This is a genomic window from Ruegeria sp. BHSA162 (genome assembly GCF_059613385.1).
The window spans coordinates 85,224-109,432 of record NZ_JBXWSK010000001.1; the positions used below are offsets into that span (position 1 = coordinate 85,224).

General features: G+C 61.6%; 25 protein-coding genes. 7 read left to right on the top strand and 18 right to left on the bottom strand.

Features of this window, described 5'->3' with window-relative positions:
- The first annotated feature begins 110 nt into the window (after window positions 1-110).
- The 4 genes from fumC to AC2FM5_RS00505 are packed head-to-tail and all read left to right on the top strand — an operon-like array spanning window position 111 to window position 2,562.
- Window positions 111-1,505 (top strand): class II fumarate hydratase, encoded by a 1,395-nt coding sequence (gene fumC / locus AC2FM5_RS00490; protein ID WP_170357728.1) that lies wholly within the window; start codon window positions 111-113, stop codon window positions 1,503-1,505.
- On the top strand, window positions 1,505-1,681 hold the full coding sequence (locus tag AC2FM5_RS00495; RefSeq protein WP_170367066.1) for a DUF4169 family protein: 177 nt from the start codon (window positions 1,505-1,507) through the stop codon (window positions 1,679-1,681). Before fumC ends, AC2FM5_RS00495 begins: the two co-directional genes overlap by 1 nt.
- Complete coding sequence (locus AC2FM5_RS00500) at window positions 1,678-1,908, top strand: ribbon-helix-helix domain-containing protein (RefSeq protein WP_170367065.1); 231 nt, start codon at window positions 1,678-1,680, stop codon at window positions 1,906-1,908. The genes AC2FM5_RS00495 and AC2FM5_RS00500 overlap by 4 nt, the downstream gene beginning before the upstream one ends.
- Window positions 1,909-1,959: 51 nt before the next feature.
- The gene (locus AC2FM5_RS00505) at window positions 1,960-2,562 is read left to right on the top strand and encodes a DNA-3-methyladenine glycosylase I (protein WP_170367064.1); all 603 of its coding nucleotides are present in this window, start codon (window positions 1,960-1,962) and stop codon (window positions 2,560-2,562) included.
- 2 nt (window positions 2,563-2,564) lie between these two features.
- Here AC2FM5_RS00505 and AC2FM5_RS00510 read toward each other — a convergent pair whose 3' ends face one another.
- From AC2FM5_RS00510 to AC2FM5_RS00525, 4 genes are all read right to left on the bottom strand, one after another.
- Complete coding sequence (locus AC2FM5_RS00510) at window positions 2,565-3,446, bottom strand: fructose bisphosphate aldolase (RefSeq protein ID WP_496733298.1); 882 nt, start codon at window positions 3,444-3,446, stop codon at window positions 2,565-2,567.
- 72 nt (window positions 3,447-3,518) lie between these two features.
- Entirely contained in the window at window positions 3,519-4,868 is a 1,350-nt protein-coding gene (locus AC2FM5_RS00515; RefSeq protein ID WP_496733299.1) for a cytochrome P450, read from the bottom strand.
- Window positions 4,865-6,139 carry a hypothetical protein gene (locus AC2FM5_RS00520; protein ID WP_170439316.1) on the bottom strand — a complete coding sequence of 425 codons (1,275 nt, stop codon included), beginning with the start codon at window positions 6,137-6,139 and terminating at the stop codon, window positions 4,865-4,867. Before AC2FM5_RS00520 ends, AC2FM5_RS00515 begins: the two co-directional genes overlap by 4 nt.
- A gap of 78 nt (window positions 6,140-6,217) precedes the next feature.
- On the bottom strand, window positions 6,218-6,970 hold the full coding sequence (locus tag AC2FM5_RS00525; protein ID WP_170338729.1) for a cytochrome c biogenesis CcdA family protein: 753 nt from the start codon (window positions 6,968-6,970) through the stop codon (window positions 6,218-6,220).
- 105 nt (window positions 6,971-7,075) lie between these two features.
- Between AC2FM5_RS00525 and AC2FM5_RS00530 the strand changes: the two genes are divergently transcribed.
- Entirely contained in the window at window positions 7,076-7,315 is a 240-nt protein-coding gene (locus AC2FM5_RS00530) for a sulfurtransferase TusA family protein (RefSeq protein ID WP_170357716.1), read from the top strand.
- 39 nt (window positions 7,316-7,354) lie between these two features.
- Here AC2FM5_RS00530 and AC2FM5_RS00535 read toward each other — a convergent pair whose 3' ends face one another.
- From AC2FM5_RS00535 to purC, 7 genes are all read right to left on the bottom strand, one after another.
- Entirely contained in the window at window positions 7,355-10,057 is a 2,703-nt protein-coding gene (locus AC2FM5_RS00535) for an Rne/Rng family ribonuclease (RefSeq protein ID WP_496733300.1), read from the bottom strand.
- Between the two features lie 503 nt (window positions 10,058-10,560).
- On the bottom strand, window positions 10,561-11,895 hold the full coding sequence (locus AC2FM5_RS00540; RefSeq protein ID WP_093961984.1) for a sigma-54-dependent transcriptional regulator: 1,335 nt from the start codon (window positions 11,893-11,895) through the stop codon (window positions 10,561-10,563).
- Between the two features lie 13 nt (window positions 11,896-11,908).
- Window positions 11,909-13,681, bottom strand: a complete 1,773-nt coding sequence (locus AC2FM5_RS00545; protein ID WP_093961983.1) for a sensor histidine kinase — start codon at window positions 13,679-13,681, stop codon at window positions 11,909-11,911.
- A 36-nt stretch (window positions 13,682-13,717) separates the two neighbouring features.
- Complete coding sequence (purQ, locus tag AC2FM5_RS00550) at window positions 13,718-14,386, bottom strand: phosphoribosylformylglycinamidine synthase subunit PurQ (protein WP_496733301.1); 669 nt, start codon at window positions 14,384-14,386, stop codon at window positions 13,718-13,720.
- Between the two features lie 34 nt (window positions 14,387-14,420).
- Window positions 14,421-14,651: a phosphoribosylformylglycinamidine synthase subunit PurS gene (purS, locus tag AC2FM5_RS00555; protein ID WP_170339320.1), complete on the bottom strand. Its 231-nt coding sequence runs from the start codon at window positions 14,649-14,651 to the stop codon at window positions 14,421-14,423.
- Window positions 14,652-14,780: 129 nt separating this feature from the next.
- A complete protein-coding gene (locus tag AC2FM5_RS00560) occupies window positions 14,781-15,449 on the bottom strand; it encodes a MarC family protein (protein WP_496733302.1) in 669 nt (222 codons plus the stop codon).
- Between the two features lie 147 nt (window positions 15,450-15,596).
- The gene (gene purC / locus AC2FM5_RS00565) at window positions 15,597-16,352 is read right to left on the bottom strand and encodes a phosphoribosylaminoimidazolesuccinocarboxamide synthase (RefSeq protein ID WP_170357710.1); all 756 of its coding nucleotides are present in this window, start codon (window positions 16,350-16,352) and stop codon (window positions 15,597-15,599) included.
- Window positions 16,353-16,540: 188 nt separating this feature from the next.
- Here purC and AC2FM5_RS00570 point away from each other — a divergent pair, with 188 nt between their 5' ends.
- Together AC2FM5_RS00570 and bmt are read left to right on the top strand one after the other, a co-directional pair.
- Entirely contained in the window at window positions 16,541-16,858 is a 318-nt protein-coding gene (locus AC2FM5_RS00570) for a DUF1476 domain-containing protein (protein WP_170357709.1), read from the top strand.
- Between the two features lie 118 nt (window positions 16,859-16,976).
- Window positions 16,977-17,990 (top strand): betaine--homocysteine S-methyltransferase, encoded by a 1,014-nt coding sequence (gene bmt / locus AC2FM5_RS00575; RefSeq protein WP_480635857.1) that lies wholly within the window; start codon window positions 16,977-16,979, stop codon window positions 17,988-17,990.
- 3 nt (window positions 17,991-17,993) lie between these two features.
- On the opposite strand, the gene AC2FM5_RS00580 is transcribed toward bmt, so the two are convergent.
- The 7 genes from AC2FM5_RS00580 to argC form a co-directional block, all read right to left on the bottom strand.
- Window positions 17,994-18,770 (bottom strand): enoyl-CoA hydratase-related protein, encoded by a 777-nt coding sequence (locus AC2FM5_RS00580; RefSeq protein ID WP_093961976.1) that lies wholly within the window; start codon window positions 18,768-18,770, stop codon window positions 17,994-17,996.
- Between the two features lie 71 nt (window positions 18,771-18,841).
- A complete protein-coding gene (locus tag AC2FM5_RS00585) occupies window positions 18,842-19,297 on the bottom strand; it encodes a cytochrome c-type biogenesis protein (protein ID WP_170338745.1) in 456 nt (151 codons plus the stop codon).
- Window positions 19,294-21,258, bottom strand: coding sequence for a heme lyase CcmF/NrfE family subunit (locus AC2FM5_RS00590; protein WP_496733303.1), 1,965 nt, complete (start codon window positions 21,256-21,258; stop codon window positions 19,294-19,296). The genes AC2FM5_RS00585 and AC2FM5_RS00590 overlap by 4 nt, the downstream gene beginning before the upstream one ends.
- 75 nt (window positions 21,259-21,333) lie before the next feature.
- Window positions 21,334-21,912 carry a holin family protein gene (locus AC2FM5_RS00595; RefSeq protein WP_496733304.1) on the bottom strand — a complete coding sequence of 193 codons (579 nt, stop codon included), beginning with the start codon at window positions 21,910-21,912 and terminating at the stop codon, window positions 21,334-21,336.
- Entirely contained in the window at window positions 21,903-22,514 is a 612-nt protein-coding gene (locus tag AC2FM5_RS00600; RefSeq protein WP_496733305.1) for a holin-associated N-acetylmuramidase, read from the bottom strand. The genes AC2FM5_RS00595 and AC2FM5_RS00600 overlap by 10 nt, the downstream gene beginning before the upstream one ends.
- Window positions 22,515-22,652: 138 nt before the next feature.
- Window positions 22,653-23,099 (bottom strand): cytochrome c maturation protein CcmE, encoded by a 447-nt coding sequence (gene ccmE, locus AC2FM5_RS00605; protein WP_170338751.1) that lies wholly within the window; start codon window positions 23,097-23,099, stop codon window positions 22,653-22,655.
- A gap of 7 nt (window positions 23,100-23,106) precedes the next feature.
- Entirely contained in the window at window positions 23,107-24,135 is a 1,029-nt protein-coding gene (gene argC, locus AC2FM5_RS00610) for an N-acetyl-gamma-glutamyl-phosphate reductase (protein WP_496733306.1), read from the bottom strand.
- Between the last annotated feature and the right edge of the window lie 74 nt (window positions 24,136-24,209).

A 24,209-nucleotide genomic window follows, 5' to 3' on the forward strand; every position in this document is an offset into this window, starting at 1 on the left:
ATGGCTATACCTTTTTTGCCCTTCGGACTAAGGTGCGCGCAACTGGCCGATTGAACCTTAGCTTAGCTGCGGTTAAACGGCATGCGACTGCATACCAGACGGAGTGACAGATGTCTCAGACCCGCACCGAATCCGACAGTTTTGGCCCGCTCGAGGTTCCTGCCGACAAGTATTGGGGGGCGCAGACGCAGCGCTCGATCATGAACTTCCCCATCGGATGGGAGAAGCAGCCCGTCGCCATCGTGCGCGCGCTGGGCGTGGTCAAGAAGGCCTGCGCCATGCAGAACAAGGCCACGGGCAAGCTGGACGCACGCATCGCCGACGCCATCATCCAGGCCGCCGGCGAGGTGATCGAGGGCAAGTTCGACGACAATTTCCCTCTGGTCGTCTGGCAGACCGGATCAGGCACCCAGTCGAACATGAACGCCAACGAGGTCATCGCGAACCGCGCGATCGAGATCCTGGGCGGCGTGATCGGCTCGAAGGATCCGGTGCACCCGAACGATCACTGCAACATGGGGCAATCATCGAACGACACATTCCCCACCGCCATGCATATCGCCACCGCTATGAGCGTGCGTGACGTGCTGCTGCCGGGGCTGGAAAAGCTGGCCGCCGGGCTCGGGCAGAAGTCGGCGGAATTCAAGGACATCATCAAGATCGGCCGCACTCACACGCAGGACGCGACCCCGCTGACCCTGGGCCAGGAATTTAGCGGCTATGCCCACCAGATCCGTCAGGGCATCGCCCGTGTAAACGCCGCCATGCCCGGCATCTACGAGTTGGCACAGGGCGGCACCGCCGTCGGTACCGGGCTGAACACCCAGAAAGGCTGGGCCGAGGCCGTCGCCGCCAACATGGCCGAAATCACCGGCCTGCCCTTCGTCACCGCGCCTAACAAATTCGAGTCGCTGGCCGCTCATGACGCCATGGTGTTCCTCTCGGGCGCCTTGGCCACCGTCGCGGGCAGTTGCTACAAGATCGCTAACGACATCCGCTTCCTCGGGTCGGGGCCGCGTTCGGGTCTGGGCGAGCTGATCCTGCCGGAGAACGAGCCCGGATCGTCGATCATGCCGGGCAAAGTCAACCCGACCCAGGCCGAGGCGCTGACCCAGGTCGCAGCCCACGTCATGGGCAATGACGCTGCGATCAAGTTCGCCGGCAGCCAGGGCCATTTCGAACTGAACGTCTACAACCCGATGATGGCCTACAATCTGCTGCAGTCGATCCAGCTGCTGGGCGACGCGACCGACAGCTTTACCGAGCGCATGCTGCTGGGCACCAAGGCCAACGAGGCGCGCATCGACAAGCTGATGAAGGAATCGCTGATGCTGGTTACTGCCCTGGCCCCCACCATCGGTTACGACAACGCCACCACGGTCGCCAAGACTGCGCACAAGAACGGCACCACGCTGAAGGAAGAGGCCATCAAGCTGGGCTTCGTCGACGAGGCAACCTTTGATGCCGTCGTGCGCCCCGAGCAGATGATCGGGCCCAAGGACTGATGGGCAAGCCGGTCAATCTAAACCGGTATCGCAAGGAAAAGGCGCGGGCCGAGAAAAAGGCCTGCGCCGACCGGAACGCGGCGGCGTTCGGGCGCAGCAAAGCAGACAAACAGCTGGACAAGGCCCGTACGGAAAAAGCCCGCCGCGATCTGGACAATCACGAGCTGGACGAATGAGCGGCCCGCCCGTCAAACGCTCGCTGACCCTCAAGGGACATAGAACCTCGGTCTCGCTCGAGGATGAGTTCTGGCAGGCGTTTCGGGACATCGCCAAGGCAAAAGGTATGCCAATCAATGTCTTGGCCTCGGAAATTGATGTCGCGCGCGACCCCGAGACTGGATTGGCGTCGGCCATTCGTGTCTTTGTTCTGAACTGGTACCGGTCACCCGATCGCAGCGCTTGATCTGATCCCCGTCGGTGTCTAGGCTGGATGAGAACAAAAGGGGTACATTTGATGCGCGATCTCGTGACCGGGCCGGATGGCCAACCGCGATGCGGTTGGTGTCAGGCCGCGCCGGAATTCTTCGACTATCACGACAATGAATGGGGCTATCCGGTAGGTGACGACCAGCGCCTGTTCGAGAAACTCTGCCTTGAAAGCTTTCAATCCGGCCTCAGCTGGCGCACCATTCTGGCCAAGCGCGAGAATTTCCGCAAAGCCTTTTCCGATTTTGATTTCAACGTGATGGCCGGTTTTTCTGAAGCGGACGTTGAACGACTGCTGCAAGATGCCGGTATCATCCGCCATCGCGGCAAGATCGAGGCGGTGATCAACAACGCCCGCCGCGCACAGGAGCTGGTGGCCGAAACCGGCTCGCTGGCGGCCTATGTCTGGCGGTTCGAGCCCGAGACCCCTCCGGCGCCGCAGACGGCCTCGACTTCGCCCGAGTCGGTTGCCATGTCCAAGGATCTGAAAAAGCGCGGGTGGAAATTTGTCGGCCCCACCACGGTGTTTGCCTTCATGCAGGCGATGGGGCTGGTGAATGACCACGCCACCGGCTGCGCCATGCGCGAAAAAGCGGCGCAGATGCGCCGCTCGTTCATCAAACCGGTCTGACCTCAGACCGAGGCGCGATAGATCTTGTCGATATTGCTGCCCAGGGCCGCGTTGAACTCGGCATCCGACTGCTGTTTCGATAGCCCCTCGGTCAGCGCGCGCGAGAAAGAGGCGATCATCTTGCCGTTCTGCGCCAGCAGGTCACAGGCCTCGTCGGTCGAATAGCCGCCCGACAGCGCCACTACCCGCAGAACACGCGGATGATCGGCGGCCTCGTCATACAGGTTGGCCTTGCTGGGCAGGGTCAGCTTCAGCATGACGTCCTGCCCCTTGCCCAACTCGTCGAGATTCTTGAGGATTTCGGCTTTCAGGATCTCTTCGGCTTCGGCCTTGGTGTCCGACTTGATGTTCACCTCGGGCTCGATGATCGGAACCATGCCGGCGGCGATCACCTCGCGGGCCACGTCGAATTGCTGTTTCACCACGGCGGCAATGCCCTCGGCATTGGCCTCGTGGATGACCGAGCGTTCCTTGGTGCCGAACACACCTTCGGCCTTGGCCAGCGTCTCGGCCAGGCCCGGGATGGGCTTCATCAGCTGCACGCCGTTGGCGGTGTCCTCCAGCCCCTTGTCGATCTTGAGGAACGGCACGATGCCTTTGACCGACCACAGGTAATCGGCCACCTTGCGACCGTCGATTTCCTCGCTCAGCGTGCGTTCGAACAGGATCGCGCCGATCACCTTGTCGCGGGTGAAGTCATCGGCCAGGATGATCCGGGCGCGCATCTTCTGGATCTCGGCAAACATTTCCTCGTCCGAGCCATAGTCGGACGGCTGCACCCCGTACAACGCCAGCGCCTTGGGCGTCGAGCCGCCGCTCTGATCCAAAGCCGCGATAAAACCCGCACCGTTGATCATCTGTTCGCGCTGTTCAGCCTTGGACATAACACTTTCCCGTTCAGTAATGATTCCGCTTTTCCAACCGCATACAGCATGGCGCGGGGCGATGATAGTTTGTTAGCGCTCAACCACGCGCAGCCAAATTCCGTCGCGGGACCGGACCGTCAGATGCGCCACCGGGACCGGGGAGCGGCCCTCGACAGGTTCGAACCGGTATCGGCGCAGCAGGGTCGACAGGATCAACGGCCCCTCGACCATCGCAAACCCCGCCCCGGTACAGACGCGCGGCCCGGCCGAAAACGGGATGAAGGCCGCCCGCTGGCAGGTTTTGCCGTTTTCGGTCGCCCAGCGGGCCGGGTCAAAGCTGTCGGGGTCCTCCCACAGCCGTTCATGCCGGTGCAGGTGCCATGGGCTGATCACGATCTGAGCGCCCTTGGGCACGTCGCGGTCGCGGAAGCGTTCAGGGCATGTGGCCTCGCGCACCATCATCGGGACCGGGGGATAGAGGCGCAGCGCCTCGCGGAACACATCGCGGCTGATGCGCAGTCTGGACATGCTGGCAAAACTGATTTCATCCTGCGCGCGGGCCTCCTCGGCCACGCGGTCCTGCCAGTCGGGATAGGCGGCCATCAGGTACAGCGTCCACGCCAGGGCCGAGGCGCTGGTCTCGTGCCCGGCCAGAAAGAAGATGGCCACCTGATCGATCATCTCATCGGTATCGAAACACTGCCCGGTCAGGGGGTCGGACGTGGTCATGATCTTGGTGGCCAGATCGTCGGGCGCGGCGCCGGCGGCGATCTGCGCGGCCCGCTCGCGGGTCAGGCGGGCGATCAAGGCGCGGATTTCAGCCGCCGCACGGCGGGTCTTGCGCGGGTGGAACCGAGGCACCCAGCCGGGCAGCGGCACGAAAGCCGCAAGGTTCAGCAGAGGTTGCTGCCGCTGATAGGCGCGGAACTTCTCGAACACCTGCGCGGCGATTTCGTGCTCGATCGGCACCGAGAACAAGGTGCGAAAGATCACGTCGGCGGCGGCATGGCTGGTGACCTCTTCGATCTCGACCGGCACGCCCGTCCTGTCGCGCAGGCGATCGGCGCAAGCCTCGGCCGAGGCCAGCATCGCGGGAAAGGTTTGTTTTAGCCGCCCGCCCTCGAAGGCCGGGTCGATGATGCGGCGCTGGCGCTCCCAGGTCGCGCCATTGGTCAGGAATACCGATTGGCCTAGCAGGGGCCGCAGGCCTTCGCTGATCCGGCCGGATTTCGGGAAATCCTGAGGACGGTGTTTCAGAACCCGGTCGATCAGCTCGGGCTGGTTGATCAGGTAGGACCGGAAGAACGGGGTGCGGAACTCGGCCATCCAGGCGCGGTACAGGCGTTGCGGCTGGGCCGACAGGATGTCACGCCGGAACATGCGCAGGTATTGCCACAGAGATACCTTGTCCGGTCTGGCGGGCGGCTTGGGCGGGGTCATGCGCGCACCGTCCGGTACTTGGACACCGCCCGCTCGATCCGCGATTTCGACGGCGCCCGGCCGGCGAACCGAGCGCCCAGTGTCAGCGGGCCGGCCGTGATGCGGAAATAGTCATAGTCGCTAGGCCGGTCGAACGCGCAAAGATACTGGAAATGCAAACGGAAGAACCGCCAGCGCAACGCGGCCCAACGTTCGGGCGACAGGGTTTGCGTAAAAGCGGCTGACAGAACCAGCGGCCACCGCTTGCCCGGCCCGGCAACCCCGCTGACCGCAACCGGATCACATAGGGCAAAGGCGCAGCCATCCCCGGGTGCCGAGACGTCGACCCATGTCAACTGCTCGGTCTGCGACAGCAATTGCAGGTCGGACCGCAACCGGCCGGCCCGCGGCAGGAATGACACCATCGGCACCACCTGCCCCAATGTCAGGAACGACAGGACCGGGCCATCCGGTGGCACCTCGCCCCGCCGCAGCAGGTCGGCCAGAACCGAAACCCCCAGATGGGCGCCGGAACTGTGGCCCACCACCAGAACCTCATCGACGGGCGACCGTAGCGCTGCCGCAATAGTGGCACGGAATTCGTCCAGCCGAGCCTGCAACTCGGGCGGCGTTTCTCCCCGCAGCCGCGCAGAATAGGCATAGTCGTGCATCAGGTAATAGGCGAACAGGCGGTTGTCGATCTTTCGGAACCAGCGCAAGACCCACCAGCCCGCCAACACGCCAATAGCCAGGCTGAGATACATCCGCGCCGCAAAATAGGGACCGAACAGCGCGGGTCCTTCCACAGCTTCAACCAACCAATGCATCGCGGACTCGGACAACATTGCCACACCGTAGAAGACCAATCCCGCCAGCGCCAACTGCCCCAGCAACATCGCCACCGGATAGAGTGCGGCGATCACCGGTCCTTTGCGCAGCCGCATCAGCCGCCACAGCGTGCCAGTCGAGATGTAGATCGAGGCCGTGCACAGCAGTTGCCAGTAGGTCGCCGGGATCGAGCTGTCCATGCTGTCGCGCACGATGTCGGACCAGACTAGAACCTCGACATCCGTATCTACTTCGGCCCCGTCCTGCTCCGACCGGACGTGCCAGCCATAGGGGCCATCGCCCGTCTTGGCCGAGACCTCCAACCGATACCCGGAAATCGCTGACTGCGCGCGCCCCTCTTTCCGATAGAGTTCGCGATAGCGGCGGGGATGGATCGGATCATAGCCGGGGATATAGAACACCCGGCGTCGTTGTACCCCAGATTGCGGAACCTGACTGCTCATGCCTTTGCCCTTGTTGCGGGCAGGTTAGCGCAGCGATGTGGCCAAGGTAAGGCCCGATCATCGCGACCGGGCGCCGCGTCAGCCCAGAGTGGCCAATGCCGGGAACGTCTCAAGCAGCCACCAGCTGAACTCGGTGAACAGACCCGTCACCAGCATGATGCCGACGACCAGCAACAAGCCACCCATGACTTTTTCGATCGTTCCCATATGCGGTTTCAGCTTGTTCATCACCGCCATTGAACGGTTCAGGAACATCGCAGCCAGCAGGAACGGTATGCCCAGACCCGCCGCGTAGACGCCCAGCAACAGCGTGCCCCGCGCCACCGAGGCCTCGGACGCGGCCAGCGACAGAATCGCGCCAAGCTGGGGGCCGATGCAAGGGGTCCAGCCGAATGCGAAAGCCAACCCCAGGATGTAAGCCCCAAAGACCGATCCGCCGGAGTCCCCGGTTTCGAGCCGCGCTTCGCGGTCCAGGATCGGAATTCGGAACACGTTCAGGAAATGCAGGCCGAACACGATCACCACCAGACCCGAGGCCTTGGCGAACAGTTCCTGGTTCTGCAGCACGAATGCGCCGAAGGCCGAGGCCGTGAAGCCCAGTAGCAGGAACACCGTCGACAGTCCAAGAACGAAGAACAGCGCTGACAGAGTCGCCTTGCGTCTAGCCTGCGCCTGATCCTGCATCTCGTGAATGGTCACGCCGCTCATGTAGGCCAGATAAGGCGGCACGATCGGCAACACGCAGGGCGACAGAAAACTGATCAACCCGCCGACCAGCGCGATGAACATGGCGGGCAGCAGCCCCGCGTCGATGATATCGATTCCGAACATGCCACTGCACATAGGATATCCAGTGGGGCGCGTCACGGGGCCATTCGGTCACATCCTCGTGGTTGCCGGCTGGACAGCTGTGCGCCATGCAAATATCTGAGAGCCATGACACAAGAAGCCGAAACACTGGATGCATTGGGCCTGCTGTGCCCCCTGCCCGTCCTGAAAGCCCGCAAACGGCTCAAGGCCATGCCTGCGGGCTCCCTTCTCCGGGTCCTTGCCGACGATCCGGCCGCAATCGTCGATGTACCTCATTTCTGCTCGGAGTCCGGGCACGAGCTGATCGGGATGGAAGAAGCTGCGGATCACCACGTCTTTCTCATTCGGAAAAACGGCGGGACCTGAAAGAAAAAAGGCGGACAATACTGTCCGCCTTTTTTTGTCTTATTGGCCCAGTGACCACCAACCGCGCCGTTTGGGCTTGGCCGGAGACGGCTCGGGTTCTTCCGCCACCGTCTCAAGCACCGGCTCTGCGGCGTCCTCGGCTTTTTCTTCTGTTGCCGCTTCCGGCGCTTCCGCCACGGGCTCGGCATCTGGCGTTTCGACTTCTGCCGCTACCTCGGGCTCACTCTCTTCGACCGGCTCCTCGGCTTGCGCTTCGGGGGCATTGTCCTCAGCACCCGCAGCCTCACCAGCAGGCGTTTCTGCGGCCGCCTGAACCGCTTCTTCGGCCACCTCGGGTTCCGGCGCGGGCGCCTCTTCGACTTCGGCCGTCTTCTTGCGGCGCGGTGCCCGACGTTTTTTGGGCTTGGCCGATTTTTCTTCGGCCTGTTCCGCTTCACCCTCGGTCACGTTTTCGGCGCCAGCTTCTGCGGTCTCAGCCGGAGCGGATTCAGTCGCTGCGGTCTTTTCCGTCCCGGACTCCTCGGGTTGCGCCTCGGTGGTCGCCTTGTCTTCCGCAGCATCGTCAGAACTGGTTGCCTCGGCCTGCTCGCCGTTACCGCCGTTCTTCTTGCGGCGACGCCGGCGGCGCTTGCGCTTCGGCTTAGCTTCCTCTTCCGCCTGTTCCGGCTCGACGGCGCTGTCTTCAACCTCGTCCTCGGAATCCACCAGATCCATCAGCGATGCCGTCGCGGACACCACCGGCGCAGACGCTTCGGGAACGATCCGGCTGGCCGTCTTGAACTTTTCCATCGAGAAGTCAGGGCTGACCAGATGAGTGTCGCCTTCGATCCGAACCGACAGGCCATAGCGGGCTTCGATCTGCGCGATATGCTCGCGCTTCTGGTTCATCAGGAAGTTCGCAATGCTGACCGGACACCGCACCAGCACCTCGCGCGAGCGGCGGCGTGTGCCTTCCTCTTCAATCTGACGCAGGATCGACAGAGCCATGTTGTCGTCCGAGCGGATCAGACCGGTGCCATGGCAGGACGGGCAAGGCTGTGTGGTTGCCTCAAGCATTCCTGGGCGCAGGCGCTGGCGGCTCATCTCCAGCAGGCCAAAGCCCGAGATCCGTCCGACCTGAATACGGGCCCGATCGGTCTTCAGCTTGTCCTTCAGGCGCTTTTCGACCGCCAGGTTGTTCTTGCGCTCGTCCATGTCGATGAAGTCGATGACGATCAGACCGGCCAGGTCGCGCAGGCGCAGCTGGCGTGCAACTTCCTCGGCGGCCTCAAGGTTGGTCTTCAGCGCAGTTTCCTCGATCGAGCCTTCTTTGGTTGCGCGGCCCGAGTTCACGTCGATGGCAACCAACGCCTCGGTCACGCCGATCACGATATACCCGCCCGATTTCAGCTGGACCGTCGGGTTGAACATCCCCGCCAGATAGCTTTCCACCTGATAGCGCGCGAACAGCGGCAGTTGGTCCTCGTACCGCTTCACGTTCTTGGCGTGCGACGGCATGATCATCTTCATAAAGTCTTTGGCGATGCGGTAGCCACCTTCGCCTTCGACCAGAACCTCGTCGATGTCCCGATTGTAAAGATCACGGATCGACCGTTTGATCAGGTCGCCTTCCTCGTAGATCTTTGCAGGAGCGATCGATTTGAGCGTCAGTTCGCGGATCTGCTCCCACAGGCGCTGCAGGTATTCGTAGTCGCGCTTGATCTCGGACTTGGTACGCTTGGCGCCGGCTGTACGGATGATCAGACCGGCGCCCGTAGGCACGTCGATCTCGGATGCGATTTCCTTGAGCTTCTTGCGGTCCGCGGCGTTGGTGATCTTGCGGCTGATGCCGCCCCCGCGTGCGGTGTTCGGCATCAACACACAATACCGGCCGGCCAGCGACAGGTAAGTGGTCAGCGCGGCACCCTTGTTGCCACGTTCTTCCTTGACGACCTGCACCAACAGAACCTGGCGCACTTTGATGACTTCCTGAATCTTGTAGCGGCGCGGGCGTGGTTTGCGCGGAGGACGGATATCCTCGCTGTCATCATCATCCGCAACCGACTCGATCGTGTCATCCTTGGCAGCCGCATCCGGCTTGGCCTCATCAGCTTCGGCGTCAGCGTCGTCCGCTGCATCCGCGTACGGCTCGTCTGTTTCGACCGGTTCAGCGGGTGCGGCGTCAGCTTCGACTTCGGCCTTTTCGTCCGCCGGTTCGTCACTCGCGTCTTCACTCGGCTCTTCGACCGGAGTTTCAGCGACCGTCTCCATCGGAGACGTGCCTTCGGGCACATCCTGATCAGCGGCCTCTTCCTCAAGCAGGTCGATGGTTTCCATGCCCGTCGGTTCGGCGGATACGTCCAGCGTTTCGACCGGATCGTCCGTCTTGACCTCTGCCGCCTTCGAACGCGACCGCGAACGGCGCTTCTTGGGCTTGGATTCTTCGGCCTCGTCCCGCGCCTTCATTGCCTCAGCGTAGGCGCGCTCTTCCTCCATCAGGGCTTCGCGGTCCGCGACCGGAATCTGGTAGTAGTCCGGATGGATTTCCGAGAACGCAAGGAAGCCATGCCGGTTCCCGCCGTAGTCAACAAAGGCCGCCTGCAGCGAAGGTTCGACGCGCGTTACTTTTGCCAGGTAGATGTTGCCAGCAAGCTGGCGTTTGTTTTCGGATTCAAAATCGAACTCCTCGACCTTGTTTCCGTCCACCACCACGACGCGGGTCTCCTCCGCGTGGGTGGCATCGATAAGCATTTTCTTTGCCATGTGTCCTTGGTGCACCGCGCCAAACGCGTTGTCCTGACCTGTCCAGGCGGACAGGCGCATCTGGGGTGGTGTCTTGTCTGGGCGATTACGGACGGCGCGCGGCAGGGATCGGCGCTGTGGCCCCCTGCCCGTATACTCAATCGTAGCGCGCGCGTCATCGCGGTTCTTCTCCGACAGGCGCGAACACGCCGCTGCCTGCCCATTATTCCTTTCGCCCGAAATTCGGGCTCAGGTACTCTACTGCCCCGGAACGAGGCACAATCGGTCTGCTTGGCCGGGCGGGAAAGGTCACCACCTGCAGCAAAGCAGCGAAACTCAATGATTCGGGGCATTCAGGCACAAAAATGCGCCCGACCCGTCCCGGTACAATAAAAGCAGTCCTGTGGAAAACACAATGGGCAAACTGCAAAGGAGCCCGATCTACGGACAGGTCGGGCTTCCTCCGGCTTCAAATTTCCCGGGTGTACTTTGGCCAAAAGGCCAAAAAGGGACTGGCCTCTCGCCTACAGATAGTCCGCCCGTTGCAACCCGTACTTGGCCATTTTTTCATTCAAAGTCCGGCGCGGCAGGCAAAGTTCCTCCATCACCGAGGCGATGGACCCCTTGTGGCGCCGCATGGTGTTGTCGATCAGCATCCGTTCGAACGCCTCAACGTATTCCTTCAGCGGCTTGCCCTCGGTGGTCATCACCGGCTGCATCTCTTCGTGATCGGACATCAACAGCGACGCGATGGTGCCCGAGCCGCGCCGCGACTGCAGAACCGCGCGTTCGGCGATGTTGATCAACTGACGCACATTGCCCGGCCATGGGGCCTGCAGCAGCTGCGCGGCCTCCTGGGCGCTGACTTGCGGTGCCTCACAGCCATATTCCTCGGCAAACTGCTCGCTCAGCCGGGTGAACAGGGTCAGGATATCCTCGCCCCGCTGCCGCAGCGGCGGCATGGTGATGCGCAGCGCCGCCAGACGATAGAACAGATCGGGCCGCAGCACGTCCTCGCTGGTCTTGCCCGCTTCCTGCAGGTTTGAGATCGCAACGATCCGGGTCTCGGCCGGCGTTCCCTGCTCGTTCATCACGCTCAGCAACCGCGCCTGCAGCGTGTCGCTCAGCGCCTCGATATCCTCCAGCACCAGAGTGCCGCCGCGGGCTTCCTCGATAGCGGGCAGTTGCGTGTCCTCGGGCATCATGGGGCCGAACAGCCGTTTGGCCAGCGCCTCCTCTTCCAGCGCGGCACAAGAGACCAGAACGAATTTCTTGCCCGCCCGGCTGCCGACTGCATGCAGCGCGTGCGCCACCAAGGTCTTGCCGGTGCCGGTTTCGCCGTCGATCAGCACATGCCCGTCGGCCTGGCCCAGGTCGAGAATATCTTCACGCAGGCGCTCCATCACCGGGCTGGCGCCGATCAGCTTGTTCATGATCTGCGTGCCGCCCGACAGCTCGCGCCGCAGGGCGCGGTTGTCCAGCGTCAGACGCCGAGCGTTGCTGGCGCGTTTGGCCAGTTCCGACATCCGGTCGGGGTTGAACGGCTTTTCCAGAAAGTCGAACGCCCCCACCCGCATCGCCTCGACCGCCATCGGCACGTCGCCGTGACCGGTAATCATGATCACCGGCAAGGTGCTGTCGGCACCCATCAGCTTTTTCAAAAGCTGAATACCATCCATGCCGGGCATCTTGATGTCCGAGATCACGATCCCCGGGTAATCCGGCCCCAGAACCTTGAGCGCATCCTCGGCGCTTGCAAAGGTTTCGGTGTCATAGCCGGACAGCGCCAACCATTGGCTGATCGACTGGCGCATGTCCTGTTCATCATCCACGATGGCAATTTTCATGGCCTGTGCCATAGGTACGTCCTCGTTATTCTGCGGCCTCAAGGCCGTCATGTCCCAAAATGGGCAGTTGCATCTCGAATACCGCGCCGCCGTTCTGGCCGTTGCGCGCAGTCAGCCGTCCGCCATGGTCGTTCACGATCCCGGACGAGATGGCAAGACCCAAGCCGACCCCATCTCCGGGTCGCTTGGTGGTGTAGAACGGCTCGAACAGGTTCTCGATATCCTCGATCCCGTGGCCATTGTCGCGCACCGCCAGCACGGCGGTCTCGCCTGCGGCCAGAATGATCTCGACCTCCGGCTCTGCAACAGATTTGGTGGCGTCGAGCGCGTTTCGCAACAGGTTGACCATAACCTGTTCGATCCTCATCCGATCTCCCATCACGATCACCGGCTCTTCGGGCAGGATCTGGGTGATCTTGACCTGCCTCTGGCGCAGCTGCGGTTCCATCATCGACAGGGATGAGGCCAACGCCTCCCCAAGATTTACGGGTGAAAACGCGTCCGCGCCCTTTCGGGCATAAGACTTGAGCTGCCGCGTGATCGCGCCCATCCGCTCGATCAGACCGTCGATCCGACCAAAGCTGGCCAGTGCCTCTTCGGGGCGGTTTCGGCGCAGCAGTAGCCGCGCCCCCGCCAGATAGGTCTTCATCGCCGCCAACGGCTGGTTCAACTCGTGACTGACGGCCGCCGACATCTCGCCCAGGGCTGCCAGCTTCGAGCTTTGGGCCAGCGTCTGTTCCGCCACTTCCAGCGTTTTTTCAACCCGTTCGCGTTCGGCGATTTCGCGCTGCAACCTTGCGTTCAATGCGCGAAGCTCCGCCGACTCTCGTTGGAACAGCGCCATGCGGAACGTGGCCCTGCGGCTCAGTGCATAGAAGGTCAGCGCAAGAAGAATCGCAAACCCCATGATCTCGAGCGCCAGCACGCTGTTCACCTTTTCGCGGATAGAGGAATAGGTCGTGAACGAAGTCATCTTCCAACCGCGGAACGGGATGCGGGTCTCCATGCGCATCACGGCCTCGCCCGCAACATAGGCGTCCGGCGGCAAGGCCGTCCAATCGGTAGTCGCCCGAATTGCGCGCTGGATGGCACCCTGCGGATGCTGCCGTAACAAAGCCTCAGTCTCGTTCAGGCCGCGCCACTGGGGTTCGGTCGACAGAATGATCGTTCCGGTGCTGTCGGTCACCATGACCGCGTCCGAGATCCCGGCCCAGGCGTTCTCAAACTTGCGCAGATCAACCTCGACCACGATCACGCCCAGAATTTCCGACCCGGCCTCAATCCTGCGGGAATAGAGAAAGCCATAACTGCCGGTCTCGCGCGCAATCTCGGAAAAGATCGTCGCGTTCGATCTGACGGCATTCACGAAATACGGGTCACTTCGATGGGACTCGCCCAGTCGATTGCGGTCTGTTGCGGCAACGACCCGACCATCCCGATCCAGCAGCATCAGCGACGCAGCCCCGATTTCTTCAACAAAGGACAGAAGCCGCTGCGTCGACAGGGAAAAATCGGCTGACTGCAAGGCCGAAATCAAAGTCGGGTCCCGGGCCAGCAATTGTGGAACGATGGCGTTTCGACGCAATTCGCTCAGCAGGTTGCCGGAATAGAGCGCCAGACGCAGTTCAGCCCTGTTTCGGGTCGATTCCGTGAACCGATTGGTCAGCAGGCTGTTGGTGACCCAGACCGTCGCCGCAGCAGCAACCAGCAACACGAACACGGCTAGCCGCAGGCGCCACCCCAAAGGGGCACCGCGGCCAAATAGATTTGTCCAGCCTGATTGCGCGTCGGAACTCATGCACCGAAGCTACGCTTCCGCGCCCACGACCTCAAGTCACGCAGGTGTCAGCACACCCGACAATGCGCGGAAGAGCGCCACTCCGTCGGTACCGCCATGGGCCTCGTCCGCCGCCCGCTCGGGGTGGGGCATCATGCCCAGCACGCGCCGGTTGTGCGACAGGATCCCGGCAATATCCCCGCGCGAGCCATTGGGGTTGTCGGTATAGCTGAAGGCGATCCGATCTTCGTCACGCAGGCGGGCAATGGTTTCGTCATCAGCGAAGTAGTTGCCATCGTGATGCGCGATCGGTATCTGAATCACGTCACCGGCGTTGTAGCCCTGAGTAAAGGCGCTGTCGCTGGTCGCAACCTTCAGCCCAACTGTTCGACAGATGTATTTCAAGCCGGCATTGCGGAGCAGCGCGCCCGGCAGGATGCCGGTCTCGGTCAGGATCTGGAACCCGTTGCAGATGCCGATGGCATAGCCGCCCCGTTCGGTGTGCTCGACCACCGCCTTGCAGATCGGAGACTGCGCGGCGATCGCACCGCAGCGCAGGTAATCGCCGAAAGAAAACCCGCCCGGCACGCCCACGATGTCCACGCCCTGCGGCAGTTGGGCATCCTTGTGCCAGACCATGTCGACCTGAAATCCGGCCTGCTCAAAGGCGACGGCAAGATCCCGGTCACAGTTGGACCCCGGAAAAACGACAACCGCTGCGCGCATGGGAAACCCTCCTTGGGGATGACGGTCAGAGAATTCAGACCAGTTCGATCTCGTAACGCTCGATGACCGTGTTGGCCAACAGCTTCTCGCACATTTCGGCCACATCGGCCTTGGTCGCGCCATCGGCCAGTTCCAGGTCAATCACCTTGCCCTGCCGGACGCCCTGCACCTTGTCGAACCCCAGTGCGCCCAATGCGTGGCGCACAGCCTCGCCTTGAGGGTCCAGAACCCCGTTCTTGAGCATTACGTGCACCCGTGCCTTCATCGTCGCAACTCCACCTGTGGCCCGCCGCGCCGGGGCCTGTTCCGTTGCGCGGGGGATAGCGCGACTGACCGCGCAGAACAAGCCTTTGTGATGCGGTCGAATGACCGCAGGCGCTTCATCTTGAGGAATTCAATTGCCTTGGCTGCCCGTCAGCCCGGGATAATGTGCATCAACCGCGTTGAAGATGCCGGTCAGAACCATTTCGACGGCCACAGCAACCAGCAGGATCGCCATGATCCGGGTCAGCACATTGATCATCGTCTCACCCACAAGACGCGAGATGCTGTCAGCAAACAACAGGCCGAGCCCGACTATGAAACAGGCGATCAGGATCGCCGAGCCAAGGGTCACAAGTTCGGCCCCATCCGACAGTTGATGCGAGAACACGATCGTCACGGCAATCGTGCCCGGGCCAATCGTCAACGGGATCGCCAGTGGAACAACGGCAAAGTTCAACTTGCGCGCGTGACCATCGACCACGGCCGCCTGATCGCCCGGCGCCCGGTCTTGCGCGTTCAGCATCGACATGCCGATCCCGAAGATAATCAGCCCGCCGGCCACGCGAAACGAAGGAACGTCGATCCCGAAGACAGCCAACACCTCTTCACCTATAGCGACCGAGATCAGTGCGATCACCGTCACCGAGGCCATCACGATCATCGCTACCCTGCGCCGTTCGGCAGGTGTGCAGTCGCGCGTCATGCTCAGGAAGATCGGGATGTTGTATAGCGGGTTGAATATGGCCAGCACGGCCGCCAGAAACTTCAGGAAAACCGCTTGATCGAACAACGCGCTCATTCAGTGTGCCACCTTGGTTAGCGGACCGGGTTGGTCGGTCAACCCGAAGATGCGTGACAGGGGCCTGACCTGTCAAACCCGCAATGAAAAATGCGCCGCCCCGAATAGGAGCAGCGCATCCTTGTTAGGCCCTGCCAGTCGGCGCGATCAGTTGATCAGGGTGGGCTTGCTCACGTTGCTTTTCGGCAGAACGCCGAGGCGACGGGCGACCTCGGAATAGGCGTCGGTCAGGCTGCCCAGATCGCGGCGGAACACGTCCTTGTCCAGCTTTTGTCCTGTCTCGATATCCCAAAGGCGGCAGCTGTCTGGGCTGATCTCATCAGCGACGATCAGGCGCTGGAAGTCACCCTCGTAGACACGACCGATCTCGATCTTGAAGTCGACCAGACGGATACCCACGGCCAGCATCACGCCGCTCATGAAGTCGTTCACCCGCAGCGCCAGGCTGAGGATGTCGTCCATATCCTGCTGACTGGCCCAGCCGAACGCAGCGATGTGCTCCTCGGTTACCAGCGGATCCCCCAGCGAGTCGTCCTTGTAGCAGTATTCCACGATCGGGCGCGGCAGTTGCGTGCCCTCGGCAATGCCCAGCCGTTTCGACAGCGACCCGGCGGCATAGTTGCGGACGATCACCTCAAGCGGGATGATCTCGCAGCTGCGAACCAGCTGTTCGCGCATGTTCAGGCGGCGGATGAAATGGGTCGGCACGCCGATCTGGTTCAGACCGGTCATGAAGAATTCGCTCAGGCGGTTGTTCAGAACACCCTTGCCGTCGATCACGTCTTTCTTTTCCGCGTTGAACGCGGTGGCGTCATCTTTGAAATACTGAACGATCGTGCCCGGTTCCGGGCCTTCGTACAGGATCTTGGCCTTGCCTTCGTAAATCTTCTTGCGACGCGCCATGTGCGACCTTTCCAGGCTGGGGCGAGGGAATGAGTCCCATCGCGTTGGCGCTCTCATAGTGCAAGCCCCCCTTTCCCGCAAGTTCATGCATCCGAGAGGCTTTGACGCAGCGCAAATACCTTGCACCCGGCAGCGCGTATGGTCATATCATCAGGAAACACACTTTTACTTGAAGAGGCCCAACACCCATGACCACGTTCGACGAACGCGAAAACGCCTTTGAAGCAAAATTCGCCCATGACGAAGAAATGCAGTTCAAGGCGCAAGCCCGTTGCAACAAGCTGCTGGGCCTGTGGGCTGCGGAAAAAATGGGCAAAAGCGGCGACGAGGCCGCCGAGTATGCAAAATCCGTCGTGATCGCCGATTTCGAAGAGGCCGGCCACGAGGACGTTGTGCGCAAGGTCGCCGCCGATCTGGGCGATCTGTCCAGCCCCGAGGAAATCCGCGCCAAGATGGCGGAATTGCTGCCCGAGGCCAAAGCCCAGGTGATGAGCGAAGCCAACTGAGGCATGCCGCCCACCTCATGATCTTCATGAGTATTATGAATTTGATTTGACGTCCCGGTCATGCGACACGGGGCGTCTAAATTTTTGGCCCTTGGGGCCACAACTCCGGACATCTCCAATGACCAACGCGCTGACCAGACTGCTGGAAACGAAGGACGCCATTCTTGCCGACGGCGCCACCGGAACGAACCTGTTCAACATGGGGCTGCAATCGGGCGACGCGCCCGAGCTGTGGAACACCGACCAACCCGACAAGATCCGCGCTCTTTATCAGGGGTCGGTGAATGCGGGCAGTGACCTGTTCCTGACCAATACATTCGGCGGAACGGCTGCACGTCTGAAGCTGCACGACGCCCACACCCGCGTGGCCGAGTTGAACCGCATCGGCGCCGAACTGGCGCGCGAGGTGGCGGATGCCGCCGGACGCCCGGTGGTGGTTGCGGGCTCGGTCGGTCCGACCGGTGAAATCCTGGAACCTGTGGGCAGCCTGACCCATGCCGAGGCGGTCGAGATGTTCCACGAACAGGCCGAGGCGCTGAAAGCCGGCGGCGTCGACGTGCTGTGGGTAGAAACGATCAGCGCGCCGGAGGAATTCCGCGCCGCGGCCGAGGCTTTTGCCCTGGCCGACATGCCTTGGTGCGGTACCATGAGTTTTGACACCGCCGGGCGCACCATGATGGGCGTGACCTCGGCAGATCTGGCGCAACTGGTCGAAACCCTGCCCAACCCGCCGATCGCCTTTGGCGCCAACTGCGGCACCGGCGCGTCTGACATCCTGCGCACGGTTCTGGGTTTTGTGGCTCAGGGAACCGAACGCCCCCTGATCTCCAAGGGCAATGCGGGCATTCCGAAATATGTTGATGGCCACATCCACTATGACGGCACGCCCGAACTGATGGGCCGTTACGCAGCCATGGCGCGGGATTCAGGTGCGACCATTATTGGTGGTTGCTGCGGAACGATGCCAGCGCACCTGCGTGAGATGCGCAAGGCACTGGACACTGAACCCCGTGGCGCCCGTCCGTCGCTCGAGCAAATTACTGCAGTCCTTGGGCCTTTCTCGTCGGCCAGTGACGGAACCGGGGACGAGGCGATGCCCGAACGGCGCGCGCGTCGCCGCCGCCGGGCCTGATGGTCAGCGCCCCTCGAACCGGGGGGCGCGTTTCTCCAGAAATGCCACCACGCCTTCGGCGAAGTCGCGGGTGCGCCCACATTCTCCTTGCAGGTGCGCCTCGGTCGCCAATTGTTGCGGCAAGGTGTTTTCGTAGGTGCCTCTCATCGCCTTTTTGATCGCGGCAAAGCCCGCAGTCGGCCCTTTGGCCAGGTACTCGGCGCGCTTGCGCCAGTGCGCGGCGAATTCATCGTCGGCAACCGCCTCGTAGATCATGCCCCATTGGTCGGCCTGACGCGCAGAAATCTTGTCGGCGAACAGGGCCGCACCCATGGCTTTGGCCAGACCCATTTGGCGCGGCATGAACCACGTCCCGCCGGCGTCCGGCAAAAGACCGATCCGGGCAAAGGCTTGCAGGAAATAGGCGCTTTCGGTCGCAATAACCACATCGGCACACAGGGCTAGGTTGGCCCCTGCCCCCGCCGCGGGACCGTTCACGGCCGCGATCGTCGGCACCGGACAATCATGAACAGCTTCCAGCATCGGTTCATATTCGTCGCGCAGCGCGCGTTCCAGATCGATCTTGCCAGTGCTGGACGCATCGCCCAGATCCTGGCCGGAGCAAAACGCCGGACCCGCGCCCGTCAGAACGATTGCACGCGCGTCATGAGCGGCTTTTTTCATCGCATGGGTAATCTCGGCGCGCATTTTCGTCGTAAGCGCGTTCATCTTGTCCGGCCGGTTCAGCGTGACCACAGCCAGACCGTCCGTGATGTCCAAAAGCACCGTTTCGTATTCCATGAAGTCCTCACATGCGCAGAATTTCCCGAACCCTGACGCAAATGCCGCGCAAGGGAAAGGCAAACCGCACGTCAGTCTTCAAGAATCCGGCGCAGGCGCTCTTTCTCGTCGTCACTCAATCCGTCTACGGCGGAGGTCTCGTCAACCCGCGCACGACCGCGCAGGAAGTTCCACCCCAGACCCGCCGCAATCAACAGCATGGCCGGCCCTGCCAGCCACAACAGAAGGTTCGCCCCCGTGGTCGTGGGTTTGAGCAGCACGTATTCTCCGTAGCGGTCGACGATATAGGCAACCGCTTCTTCATCGGTGTCGCCCGCGACCAGCCGTTCGCGCAGCAAAATGCGCAGGTCACGGGCCAGTTCCGCGTTGCTTTCGTCGATGCTTTCGTTTCGACAGACCAGACAACGCAGGCCCGTACTGATGTCTCGTGCTCGGGCTTCGAGCGCCGGATCCTCCAGGACTTCATCCGGCTGGACCGCCATCAGCGGCGATGCCAGCAACAACAACAAAACGATCAGACGTTTCATTCCGCAGGTACCCCGCTTACCGGGGCCTTGCGCGCGCCTGCGGCCACCCGGAAGCGGCGGTCGGACAAGCTGAACAATCCGCCCAGAGCCATCAGAATGCAGCCTCCCCAAATCCAATTCGCAAGAGGTTTGATGTAAGTACGCATGACCCAGCCGCCATCGTCCTGCTGATCCCCGATGACCACGTAGACATCACGCAGAAAACGGTAGTCAATCGCAGCCTCGGTCGTGGGCATGGCGGCCACCGGATAGGTCCGTTTTTCCGGGTTCAACGTAGCTATCTCTCGACCATCTTTTTGAACCTGCACATCGGCCATGGTGGAGAAATAGTTCGGTCCCTCAACTTCGCGCACGCCGTCCAAAGTGAACGAGAAACCGCCCACGTCGAAGGTTTCCCCGATACGCGCAACACGGATGTCCTCGACCTCCCAGGCGGTCAGGCCGGCAATCGCAAAGATCGTGACCCCCAGACCGGTATGGGCGATCGCCTTGCCCCAATCCGCACCCGGCAGACGCATCAGACGCCGGAAGCCGCCGGTGCGGCCTGTGCGGCTCCACAGATCGACCGCGGCGCCGAAGGTGATCCATGCGCCAAGGAACAAACCAACCGGCCCGAGCGCGCTGCGGCCCGTCTGCAGCACCCAAACCAGTACGGCCAGCGAAACGGCCAGAACAAAGGCATAGCGCAGCTGCCATGCGACGCGGCCCAGCCTGCCGCGCTTCCACGGCAGCATCGAGCCCAGCGGCAATGCGATGCCCAGCACCACCATGAACGGCGTAAAGGCCGCATTGAAGAACGGTGCCCCGACCGAAAGCTTTCGGTCGAACATCATCTCGGCAACCATCGGCCACAGGGTCCCGAAGAACACGACAAAACTGCTGACAGCCAGCAGGATATTGTTCAGCACCAATGCGCTTTCACGGCTGACCATTCCGAACAGCCCCTTGGCCTCCATCGCCTGCGCCCTGGCGGCGAACAGGATCAGCGCTCCGCCGATGAACGCCACCAGAATGAACAGGATGAACACACCACGCTCAGGATCGTTTGCGAAGGCGTGAACCGACGTCAGAAGGCCCGAGCGCACGATGAAGGTGCCGATCAGAGAAAAGCCAAACGCAATGATCGCCAACAGAATGGTCCAGCTTTTCAAGGCTTCGCGCTTTTCGACCACGATAGCCGAGTGCAACAGGGCGGCGGCCAGGAGCCACGGCATGAAAGACGCGTTTTCCACAGGATCCCAGAACCAGAATCCGCCCCAACCCAGTTCGTAATAGGCCCACCAGGATCCCAACGCGATGCCGATGGTCAGGAATATCCACGCTGCCAGGGTCCACGGTCGAACCCAACGACCCCACGCCGCGTCCACCCGCCCCTCGATCAGGGCAGCGACAGCAAAGCTGAATGCCATGCTCAGGCCCACATATCCAAGGTACAGAAACGGCGGATGGAAAGCCAAACCGGGATCCTGCAGCAAGGGGTTCAGATCGCGGCCGTCAAACGGCGCCACGGGAAGCCTGTCAAACGGGTTGGAGGTAAACAGGATGAAGGCGTAGAACGCCACCCCGATTGCGGCCTGCATCGCCAAGACACGGGCCTTGAGCGTGGGTGGCAAACCCTGGCCGAAAAGTGCGGCCGTTGCGCCAAAAAGCGCCACGATTAGCACCCACAACAGCATCGAGCCTTCGTGGTTTCCCCAGGTTCCGCTGATCTTATACAGCATCGGCTTCAGAGAGTGGCTGTTTTCCACCACGATACGCAGCGAGAAATCCGAGGTCGCAAAGGCCCACACCAGCGCAGCGAAGGCAAATCCTGTCAGAAGACATTGAGCAATAGCCGCGGGCTCCGAGAACAGCATCCATGACGGCCAGCGTTTTGCGGCGCCAATCAATGGCACGACTGTCTGAACTATGGCCACCATGAAGGCCAGGATAAGGGCGAAATGTCCAAGCTCGGTAATCATGGGCACGGGTATAATCCCGCGCCCGGGCAAGCGCCAATCACTTTCGCCGCAATCAGGCGCACATAGTGTCGCGGGTCAGGCGCGCTGCAGACGCCGCCAGTCCTCAAGCGCCGGGTTGTGATCGGGGATGATCACCTGGGCCGTCAGTTCGGCATCCGGCCTCGGATCGGCAGCCCCCGGACTTTCCGCTCGCATCTCGTGAAGAGCTTGCAAGTTGGCCATGACCTGTGGCGCCCGCATCATCGTAACTGAGATATCACGCTGAAGGTCCTGAACCTTCGCTTGGTGCCGCGCTCCGAAATAGAACGACACGATGACGCCCAGTAGCCACCACAGCGGCTCGGGCACCAGCGCAATTCCCTGCATCCGCGCCGCAAACCACAATGGATCGACCATCGCGGCCACGAACAGACCCAATGTCCCCAGCGCCAATGCAGGCCTTGGCAACCGATTCAAACCGTCCATGAAACGGTCAAACCCGCCTTTGCGGGGAGCTTCGAATTCCGCGCCGAACTGGTTCATCGCCTGTCCGCGCAGCGCAACAGCGCGTTCCGCACCGGCCTCCGAGTTCTCGCGGAAAACCTCGGCAGTTTCGCGCACCACGTTGCGCCCACCCCCGAACAGAAGATCAAAAACACCTGCGATCAGTCCCATGCGGCTATCCTTTGCTGAAACTCGGCCATGCTCAGGTGATAGGGCGGAGATAGAAACTCCTCGGCCCGGCGGATCCACCCCCCTTTCTCACCGTTGCGGCTGCGCACGTATTTGCGCAAGGCCGGACGTCGGTCAGCCAGCCGGAAATAGTAGTTCCTTCGTGCCACCCCATACGCGTCGCGCAACACCACCGGATCGGGATTTGCGGCCTGATCGCACGCCCCAGCCGTTCGCGGCCCCAAAACGCCATCCACGGCGAGCGAAAAACCCATCTGCACCAAAAGACGCTGCAGGATGCGTACGGCCTGTCCGCCCGCATTCACGTACATATCGAAAAGCGTCGGCTGCAGCGCGTCGGGCACCCGTGCGAGGCCGGGCTTTTGAAAGTAATGCGTGATGAAAATCGCGACGGCCTGATCCCGGCCAAGCGCCATCACGTCGCGGCGATCGACAGTGCCGTCACGCGTCAGGTCAAGGCCCAACCGTCGCATCGTATGGATTGTGACACCGTATTTCGTGGCCCCTCCGGGGTCGTCCGGATCATCGACGAAGCCGCCCTCGCGGGTTACGATCTCGTTGGCAATCTGTTGAACCGACTGCATGCTGCACCTCTGTGTTCCTATGCGGCCCACGGTCCGGTGAAATCCTTAAATCCATGAAACGAAGAAGGGCGCTGCACGACCAGATCGCGCAACGCCCTTGAACACTCATTCAGGCAACCTACCGAAGGCTGTCCTGTTTCAGCTGTCTGCCGGCTCTTCGTAGACGCCCTGCTCCTTCAAGGCATCGATGACCTCCTTCGGCATATAGGTCTCGTCGTGTTTTGCCAGAATTTCAGTGGCTTGGAACACGCCATCAACGTAGCTTCCGGTGCCGACCATCCCCTGACCCTCGGAAAACAGATCAGGCAAGACACCGGTGAAGGCCACCTTCACGCTCTCACCCCCGTCGGTGACGGTGAACCGTACGGTTTCACCCTGCCCACGTACGATCGAGCCTTCTTCTACCAAGCCACCGATGCGGAACACCTCGTTCGGCGCCGGCGGTTCGGCGATTACCTGGCTGGGCGAGCGGAAATAGTTGATCCCGTCTCGCATGGCATAACCGATCAAGCCCGTCGCCAGGGCCAAAGCCACAAAAGCCAACAGAATGATCTGTACACGACGACGTTTCTTCAGCGTCTTCATCTCGCCCTCATGGGAACAGTGGGGCCATCATAAGCCCCGTCGTTTCGGGTTCACCTAACATCAGGTTTGCGTTCTGCAAGGCCTGCCCACTGCTACCTTTTGTCAGGTTATCCAGCGCCGCAATCACGATGGCACGCCGTTCGATCCTGTCAGCAACGACGCCGATGTGGCAGAAGTTCGATCCGCGCACATGGTGGGTCGAAGGTGTGTCGCCAAAGGGCAGCATCTGAATGAAAGGCTCGTCTAAATAGGCTGCACACAGCGTTTCATAAACGCTCTGCGGATCACCCTTCACATACGAGGTCGCCAGAATGCCCCGGTTCGCGGGGATCAGGTGCGGCGTAAACTGGATGTGAACCGTGCGGCCCGCCAGTTTCGAGAACTCCTGATCGAACTCGCCCAGATGCCGGTGGGTACCGCCGACGGCATAAGCGTTGGTGCCCTCGCTCAGTTCGGCGTGCAGAAGGTTCTCTTTCAGCGCGCGCCCCGCCCCGGAGACGGCGCATTTCAGATCAAGAATGATATCATCCAGGTCGATAACACCAGCCGCGATCAACGGCCGCAGCACATACTGCCCCGTGGCAGCATTGCACCCGGTGCCAGCCACCAGCCGCGCAGCGCGGATGTCCTCACGGTAGAACTCGGTCAGTCCGTAGACGGCCTCATCCTGATGCGTGAGTGCGGCATGCGGATTGCCGTACCATTTCTCGTATTCATCGGGGTCGGCCAGCCGGAAATCCGCTGACAAATCAACGATTTTGAGGTCGGAGGGTAAATCCCGGATGACCTCCTGACTGGTCTTATGCGGCAGCGCGCAAAAGCACAGATCGATCTGGCCAAAGTCGATCTGCTCGATCTTGCACAGACGCGGCAAATTTAGATGGCGCAGATGCGGAAACACTTCTGCCATGGTCTGCCCGGCCTTGCGCTCGGCCGCCAGGGCGGTGATTTCCATGTTCGGGTGCTCGGCAATCAGCCGCACCAGTTCGGCACCGGTATAGCCCGAAGCGCCCAGGATTGCGATTTTGTGGGTCATGTCAGACCTCGTAGATTTATGTGACACGTCTGGCACCCGCCGACATGACAGGTACCGAATAAATTCATGACAGG

Coding starts and splice junctions, on each gene's coding strand:
- fumC (WP_170357728.1), top strand. CDS start 111: ATGTCTCAGACCCGCACCGAATCCGACAGTTTTGGCCCGCTCGAGGTT.
- AC2FM5_RS00495 (WP_170367066.1), top strand. CDS start 1,505: ATGGGCAAGCCGGTCAATCTAAACCGGTATCGCAAGGAAAAGGCGCGG.
- AC2FM5_RS00500 (WP_170367065.1), top strand. CDS start 1,678: ATGAGCGGCCCGCCCGTCAAACGCTCGCTGACCCTCAAGGGACATAGA.
- AC2FM5_RS00505 (WP_170367064.1), top strand. CDS start 1,960: ATGCGCGATCTCGTGACCGGGCCGGATGGCCAACCGCGATGCGGTTGG.
- AC2FM5_RS00510 (WP_496733298.1), bottom strand. CDS start 3,446: ATGTCCAAGGCTGAACAGCGCGAACAGATGATCAACGGTGCGGGTTTT.
- AC2FM5_RS00515 (WP_496733299.1), bottom strand. CDS start 4,868: ATGACCCCGCCCAAGCCGCCCGCCAGACCGGACAAGGTATCTCTGTGG.
- AC2FM5_RS00520 (WP_170439316.1), bottom strand. CDS start 6,139: ATGAGCAGTCAGGTTCCGCAATCTGGGGTACAACGACGCCGGGTGTTC.
- AC2FM5_RS00525 (WP_170338729.1), bottom strand. CDS start 6,970: ATGTTCGGAATCGATATCATCGACGCGGGGCTGCTGCCCGCCATGTTC.
- AC2FM5_RS00530 (WP_170357716.1), top strand. CDS start 7,076: ATGACACAAGAAGCCGAAACACTGGATGCATTGGGCCTGCTGTGCCCC.
- AC2FM5_RS00535 (WP_496733300.1), bottom strand. CDS start 10,057: ATGGCAAAGAAAATGCTTATCGATGCCACCCACGCGGAGGAGACCCGC.
- AC2FM5_RS00540 (WP_093961984.1), bottom strand. CDS start 11,895: ATGGCACAGGCCATGAAAATTGCCATCGTGGATGATGAACAGGACATG.
- AC2FM5_RS00545 (WP_093961983.1), bottom strand. CDS start 13,681: ATGAGTTCCGACGCGCAATCAGGCTGGACAAATCTATTTGGCCGCGGT.
- purQ (WP_496733301.1), bottom strand. CDS start 14,386: ATGCGCGCAGCGGTTGTCGTTTTTCCGGGGTCCAACTGTGACCGGGAT.
- purS (WP_170339320.1), bottom strand. CDS start 14,651: ATGAAGGCACGGGTGCACGTAATGCTCAAGAACGGGGTTCTGGACCCT.
- AC2FM5_RS00560 (WP_496733302.1), bottom strand. CDS start 15,449: ATGAGCGCGTTGTTCGATCAAGCGGTTTTCCTGAAGTTTCTGGCGGCC.
- purC (WP_170357710.1), bottom strand. CDS start 16,352: ATGGCGCGTCGCAAGAAGATTTACGAAGGCAAGGCCAAGATCCTGTAC.
- AC2FM5_RS00570 (WP_170357709.1), top strand. CDS start 16,541: ATGACCACGTTCGACGAACGCGAAAACGCCTTTGAAGCAAAATTCGCC.
- bmt (WP_480635857.1), top strand. CDS start 16,977: ATGACCAACGCGCTGACCAGACTGCTGGAAACGAAGGACGCCATTCTT.
- AC2FM5_RS00580 (WP_093961976.1), bottom strand. CDS start 18,770: ATGGAATACGAAACGGTGCTTTTGGACATCACGGACGGTCTGGCTGTG.
- AC2FM5_RS00585 (WP_170338745.1), bottom strand. CDS start 19,297: ATGAAACGTCTGATCGTTTTGTTGTTGTTGCTGGCATCGCCGCTGATG.
- AC2FM5_RS00590 (WP_496733303.1), bottom strand. CDS start 21,258: ATGATTACCGAGCTTGGACATTTCGCCCTTATCCTGGCCTTCATGGTG.
- AC2FM5_RS00595 (WP_496733304.1), bottom strand. CDS start 21,912: ATGGGACTGATCGCAGGTGTTTTTGATCTTCTGTTCGGGGGTGGGCGC.
- AC2FM5_RS00600 (WP_496733305.1), bottom strand. CDS start 22,514: ATGCAGTCGGTTCAACAGATTGCCAACGAGATCGTAACCCGCGAGGGC.
- ccmE (WP_170338751.1), bottom strand. CDS start 23,099: ATGAAGACGCTGAAGAAACGTCGTCGTGTACAGATCATTCTGTTGGCT.
- argC (WP_496733306.1), bottom strand. CDS start 24,135: ATGACCCACAAAATCGCAATCCTGGGCGCTTCGGGCTATACCGGTGCC.